Here is a 6,463-nt window from a genome sequence, read left to right on the forward strand (position 1 = left end):
GGGGGTGACCGGCTGGTCGGTCGGCTGCTGGTCGGTCGGCGGCGCCTGCGTGGGGCTGGGTGGCTGGGTGGTCTGGACCTGTGCGGCGACCGAGAGCCGCACCGTCGACCCCCGGGCGATGTTCCCGCGGGACGGAGTCTGGTCGACGACGGTGCCGGCCGCCACGTTGTTGTTGGGGACGGACTGCTGAGTCGCCAGCAGGCCGTAGCTGGCAAGCACCTGGACCGCGCTCTCGTAGGTCCGATTAGTCACATCGGGCACGTTGACGTTGCCGCTGACCACGTTCAGCGTGACGGTGCTGCCGGGCTTGACGGCGGAGCCCACCTGAGGGTCGGTGCTGTCGACCGTGCCGACCTTGTGGCTCGTCGCGTTGTAGTAGGGCATCGAGTTCGGCACCAGGCCGAGCCCGCGCAGGTCCGCCTCGGCCGTGGCCTGTGACTTGCCGACGAGGTCGGTCGGGATCGCGATGTCGCCGGCGGGCTTGCCGATGGACAGGGTGACCACCGCGTTGACGTCGACCTGCCTGCCCCCGGACGGGTCGACCTTGGTGACCCGGCCGGCCATGTCCGGCTCGTTCACCGAGACGATCGTCGGCTTCCCGGTGTAGCCGGCGCTCTGGAGCCGGGCACGGGCGTACTGCTCGGACTGGCCGACGAGGTCCTTGGGCATGGTGAACGACTTGGCCGTCTGGTTGCCGTCGTTGCCGCTGAGGAAGGTAGTCGCCAGCAGCACCACCGCGACGAACACGACAACGATGCCGAGGCCGGCGAGGATGTACTTCCACGTCTGGGACCGCTGCTCGTCGGGCACCGCCCGGCGGTCGATCGCGCCGGTGACGTCGTAGCGGTCGAACGGGCCGGTGCCGAACCGGCCGTCGTCGTAGGCATCGCCCCGGTAGGACGTCGCTTCGTCACCGTAGCGGTCATCGGGGTAGCGGTCCCGGGTCGGGTAGCCTGCCCGGTCGCCCCGGCCCAGCAGCGCGGTGCCGGCGGTGGCGGGGGGGCCGAGGGTGGTGGCGGCACCGCTGGCGCCACCACCTCCCATCATGGCGTGCACCCGGCGCCCCGCCAAGGCGCGCTCCAGATCGTCGCGCATCTCACCCGCGGTGAGGTAGCGGTCGTCCGGGTCCTTCTCCATCGCCTTGAGCACGATCGCGTCGGCCTCGGGGGAGATGTCGCGGTCGCGCGCGGACGGCGGGTCGGGGTCCTCCCGGACGTGCTGGTAGGCGACCGCCACCGGGTTGTCCCCGCGGAACGGCGGGGAGCCGGTGAGCAGCTCGTAGAGCAACACCCCGGTGGTGTAGACGTCGCTGCGGGCGTCGACGCGGGCCCCGCGGGCCTGCTCGGGGGACAGGTACTGGGCGGTGCCGATCACGGCCGCCGTCGCCGTCATCGTCGACGAGGTGGCGGTGGTGGCGCGGGCGATGCCGAAGTCCATCACCTTGACCGAGCCGTCCGGGCTGAGCATCACGTTCGCCGGCTTGATGTCCCGGTGGATGATCCCCATCCGGTGGCTGTAGTCCAGTGCGGCGCAGACGTCGGAGGTGATCTCCATGGCGCGGCGCTCGGTGAACCGGCCCTCGGCCTGCAGCGCGTCGCGCAGCGTCCGGCCCTCGATGAACTCCATGACGATGTACGGGATGTGTGTCCCGTTGATCTCGTCCTCGCCGGTGTCGTACACCGAGACGATCGCCGGATGGTTCAGGGCGGCCGAGGACTGCGCCTCCCGCCGGAACCGGGCGAGGAAGGTGGGATCGCGGGCGAGGTCCGACCGCAGCGTTTTGATCGCGACCTCACGCCCGAGGCGGATGTCGTGGCCGCGGAAGACCTCGGCCATCCCGCCGTAGCCGATGGCCGCGCCCAACTCGTAGCGGCCGCCGATGAGCTGCGGCGCCGCGTCGGGCGTGTACATCTCCGTCGCGTCGGTCACGAATACTCCCCTGCCGTCGCCCCTCCCGCGTCGGAGAGCGCCGACCCGGCGTTGCCGATGACGATTTCATCACCGAGTGTGTTCGCGTACACCACCACTGGTGGTGTGGCCGCCGAGTTCGATTCGGAGCCCTTGCTGGAGAACAGCTTGTTGGTCACGAAGGCGGTGACGGCGACCGTCAGGATCAGCAGAATGATCAGGACCGGCAGTGGCAGCGGCACCGCTTGCCGGGCCGCCGGGCCGGAGCGGCGCCGGGCCGCCCGGCCCTGCCAGGCCTCGCCCGGGTCGCGGTTGTCGCCGCGCTCGCCCGCTCGGTAGCCCTGATTCCCGTAGACGGTCTCGTCGCCGTAGCCGCCCCGTTCCCCCCGGTAGGGCGGCGGGTCGCCGTAGCCCGTGTCAGCGCCGAACGACGGGCTGTGCATCGCCGTCGCGGGCATCTCGGTGGCGTCGTGCGGGGGGCCGACCGGACCGCCGGGCACCGCCTGGGTGTAGTCCGGCCCGGTGCCGGCCCGGCCCGGCCCGCTGGTCCGCCCCGTGGTCGGCGGCGGGGGAGTGACCCAGGAGGGCGGCCGGTTGCGGGAGGTGGGCCGGTGCTGGCGGCCGCCGGGGCCGACGGCTGGCAGGCCGGTGCTCGGGCCGGGGTGGCGCGCGGTCATGTCCGACGCGCCGCCCGGGCCCGACCACCGACCGGCGTCGGGGCTCCACAGGCTGCGCCGGATGCCCGCGGCGGAGCGGGCGAACGCGCCCGCGGAACTCGGCCGGCGTGCCGGGTCCTTGGCCATGGCCGACTCGACCAGTGCCCGCACCTGGTAGGGGATGTCGGCCGGTAGCGGGCGCGGGGTGTCCTGCTGGTGAGCCATCACCACGACGATCGGGTTGCGGTCGTCGAAGGGCCGGTGGCCGGCGAGGCATTCGTAGGCGACCACGCCGAGCGAGTAGACGTCGCTGGCCGGCGTCACCGGCCGCCCCGACGCCTGCTCGGGGGAGACGTAGTAGGCCGTGCCCATCATGATGCCGGTGGCGGTCAGGGGAGCGGCGTCCACCGCGCGGGCGATGCCGAAGTCGGTGACCTTGACGGCGCCGTCCGGGCGCAGCAGCAGGTTGCCGGGCTTGACGTCGCGGTGGACCACGCCGAGGGCGTGGGCGGCCTGCAGCGCGTCGGCGGCCTGGCCGAGGATGTCCAGCATCCGCTCGGGCGACAGCCGCTTCTCCCGGTGCAGGGCGGCCGACAGCGGCTCGCCCTCCACCAGCTCCATCACCAGATAGGCGGTGGGGTAGTCATCCGCGGTGGCGACCTCGCCGTAGTCGTAGACCGAGGCGACCCCGGGATGGGACAGCCGGGCGGCGTGCCGGGCCTCGCCGCGGAAGCGCACCAGGAACGACTCGTCACTGGCGTACTCCGGGCGCAGCAGCTTGACCGCGACGGGGCGCCCGAGGGTCTGGTCGAGGCCCCGCCAGACCTCGCCCATGCCGCCCGCGGCGATCCGGCCATCGAGTCGGTAGCGGTTGTCCAGGACGGTGTTCGGCGAGGCGGCGCCCGCGAACGGCTGCGATGGGGAGGTGGGGTTGCCCGGCGAGTTGTTCATGGCGTGTCCAATGCGGCCTGCATGACCTGTTTCGCGACGGGGGCGGCGATGGCACCACCGGTGGCGACCTCACCCCCGCCGTCCTCGACGATGACGGCGACCGCCACCTTTGGCGCGTCCGACGGGGCGAACCCGACGAACCAGGCGTGCGGCGGCTCGCCCGTGCCGTGTTCCGCGGTTCCGGTCTTCCCGGCGACGGAGACGCCGTCGAGGCGCGCCTTGCGGCCCGTTCCTGACGTCACCACGCTCTCCATCATGGTCGTGAGTTCGGCTGCGACGTCGCCGCTCACCGGCTTGCCGAGTTCCTTGGGGCTGGTCCGGGTGATCGTCTTCTTGTCCGGGCCGCGCAGCTCGGAGACGAGGTAGGGCTTCATCTCGGTGCCGCCGTTGGCGATCGCCGCGACCACCTCCGCCATCTGTAGGGGGGTGACCCGGACGTTGTACTGGCCGATCGCCGACTGCGCCGTCTGCGCGCCGTCGAGCTTGGCCGGGAAAACGCTGCGGGCCTGCTGCAAGGGGAAGTCGGGGAAGGTCGTGTTCAGGCCGAACGCCTCGGCCTGCTTGCGTAGCGTCTCGGCGCCGAGATCGATGCCGAGCTTCGCGAACGCCGTGTTGCAGGAGATGGTCAGGGCATGGATGAGGGTGTCGGTCTCGCCGTCGCCGCACCGCTCGCCGTCGAAGTTCGGCAGCCGCACCGTGCTCAGCGGCAGCTGGAGCTCGTCGGGCGCCGGTACCCGCTCATCAGGCCGGTGGCCCTGCGACAGCGCCGCCGCGGCGGTGATGAGCTTGAACGTCGACCCCGGCGGATAGGTCTGCTGCGTCGCCCGGTTCAGCAGCGGCTGGGCAGGGTCGCCGGAGAGCACTCCGTAAGCGCTGGCCGCCGTCTTCTCGGTGTGGCTGGCCAGCGGGCTCGGGTCGTAGGACGGACTGGTCACCATCGCCAGGACGGCGCCGGTGGACGGGTCCAGCGCTACCACGGCGCCCTTGCGGTCGCCCAGTGCCTGAGCGGCGGCCTGCTGGACCGCGGGCAGGATCGTGGTGACCACGCTGCCGCCGCGGCGCTGCTTGTTGGTGAACAGCCCGGTCACCCGGCTGGCCAGCAGCCGGTCGTCGTCACCGGAGAGGAACACGTCCTGGGAGCGTTCCAGCCCGGCGGCGGTGAACAGCGTGTAGTAGCCGGTGATGTCGGAGTAAAGCTTCCCGGCCGGGTACTGGCGCAGGAACTTGTACTGGTCGTTGGACGAGACCGAGCGGGCGATCTCCTGGTCCCCCGCGACGATCGCGCCGCGTTCCCGCTCCAGGCGCTCGGTGATCTGGCGGCCGTTGGTCGGCTGGGTCTTGAGGTCGCTGGCCTGACCGACCTGCAGCCAGTTGGCGTTCACCAGCAGCGCGGTGAACAGGACCAGGCAGGCGATGGCGACCTTGCGCACCGGGCGGTTCATGTCGTCTTCACCACCTGGGTGGGGCTGTCGGCGACCGCGCCCGGATCGAACAGCGGGGCATCCGACGCCGGCTCGGGAGCGCGGCGCGAGCTGTCGCTGACCCGCAACAGCAACGCGATGATCGCGGCGTTGGCCACGATGGACGACCCGCCGTAGGAGACGAACGGCAGCGTCAGCCCGGTCAGTGGAATGAGTCGCATCACTCCGCCGACCTGCACGAACACCTGCAGCGCCAGGGTGAACGACAGCCCGGTCGCCAGCAGTTTGCCGAAGGTGTCCTTCGCCCCGAGAGCGGCGCGCATGCCACGCAGCACGATCAGCGCGTACATCGTCAGGATGGCCATCACCCCGGTCAGGCCCAGCTCCTCGCCGAGACTGGCCATGATGAAGTCGGTGTTGGCGAACGGCACCTTCTGCGGGTGACCCTCGCCGAGGCCGGTGCCGGTCATCCCGCCGGCCGCGAAGCCGTACAGGCCCTGCACGAGCTGGTAGGAGGTGTCCGACGGGTTGTTCCCGTCGAAGGCGTGCAGCCAGCCGTCGACGCGGATCTGGACGTGCGTGAACATGGTCTCCGCGAGGACGGCGCCGAACATGAACAACACGAATCCGACCAGGAACCACGACGCCCGCTCGGTGGCGACGTAGAGCACGACCATGAACATGCCGAAGAACAGCAGCGAGGAGCCGAGGTCGTTCTGCACGACCAGGATGCCGAGGCTGGCCAGCCACGCCACCAGCACCGGGCCGAGGTCGCGGGCGCGGGGCAGCTTCACCCCGAGCACGGACCGCGACGCCAGGGACAGCACGTCCCGCTTGCTCTCCAGGTAACCGGCGAAGAAGATCAGAATAATGATCTTCGAGACCTCGCTGGGCTGGAACGAGAACGGCCCGACGCGCAGCCAGAGCCGGGCACCGTTGATGGAGGTGCCGATGCCCGGGACGATCGGCAGCATCAGGCCGACGATGCCGACCAGTCCGGCCGTGTAGGCGTAGCGGGCAAGCTTGCGATGGTCGCGTACCAGCGCCAGCACCAGGACGAAGACGACGACCGCCAGCAGGGTCCAGACGAGCTGCACCTGAGCCGCGCCGGGTGGGATGTTCCTGCCTGCCTGCTTGGCCGCCTCGCTCTTGGCCAGGTCGAGCCGATAGATCATGACCAGGCCGAGCCCGTTGAGGGCGACGACGACCGGCAACAGCACCGGGTCGGCGGCGGGCGCGAACCGGCGGACCGCGAGGTGCGCCAGCGCCCACAGGCAGAAGAAGCCCAGGCCGATCGAGAAGATGCCGAGTGAGAGCTCGCCGATGTCCGCGAACGTCAGCGCGGCCAGCGCGCTGGTCGCCAGCACCCCGGCGAAGACCAGCAGGACGAGCTCGCGCCGACGGTACGGGGGCAGGTTCGTGCCCTGCGGCAGCGGTAGGCCGGCGAACGTCGCGGTGAGGTCCGCCGACCTCGGCCTGCGCAGCGGAGGAAGGGGGATCGGCGGGCGGGTCATCGCTGGCCTGAGG

Annotated in this window: 4 protein-coding genes; all 4 read right to left on the reverse strand. The window is 71.3% G+C overall.

Annotated elements, in window-relative coordinates:
* A partial coding sequence (pknB, locus tag NBZ83_RS29005) for a Stk1 family PASTA domain-containing Ser/Thr kinase (RefSeq protein ID WP_308203834.1) occupies nt 1-1,929 on the reverse strand: 1,929 nt, incomplete at its 3' end.
* Entirely contained in the window at nt 1,926-3,515 is a 1,590-nt protein-coding gene (locus NBZ83_RS29010) for a serine/threonine-protein kinase (protein WP_261576222.1), read from the reverse strand. The genes NBZ83_RS29010 and pknB, both read right to left, overlap by 4 nt.
* Nucleotides 3,512-4,957, reverse strand: coding sequence for a peptidoglycan D,D-transpeptidase FtsI family protein (locus NBZ83_RS29015; RefSeq protein WP_261566090.1), 1,446 nt, complete (start codon nt 4,955-4,957; stop codon nt 3,512-3,514). Before NBZ83_RS29015 ends, NBZ83_RS29010 begins: the two co-directional genes overlap by 4 nt.
* Nucleotides 4,954-6,450, reverse strand: coding sequence for an FtsW/RodA/SpoVE family cell cycle protein (locus tag NBZ83_RS29020; RefSeq protein WP_261566089.1), 1,497 nt, complete (start codon nt 6,448-6,450; stop codon nt 4,954-4,956). Before NBZ83_RS29020 ends, NBZ83_RS29015 begins: the two co-directional genes overlap by 4 nt.
* Nucleotides 6,451-6,463 lie beyond the last annotated feature (13 nt).

The organism is Frankia gtarii, assembly GCF_025403375.1.
GTDB classification, from domain to species: Bacteria; Actinomycetota; Actinomycetes; order Frankiales; family Frankiaceae; genus Frankia; species Frankia gtarii.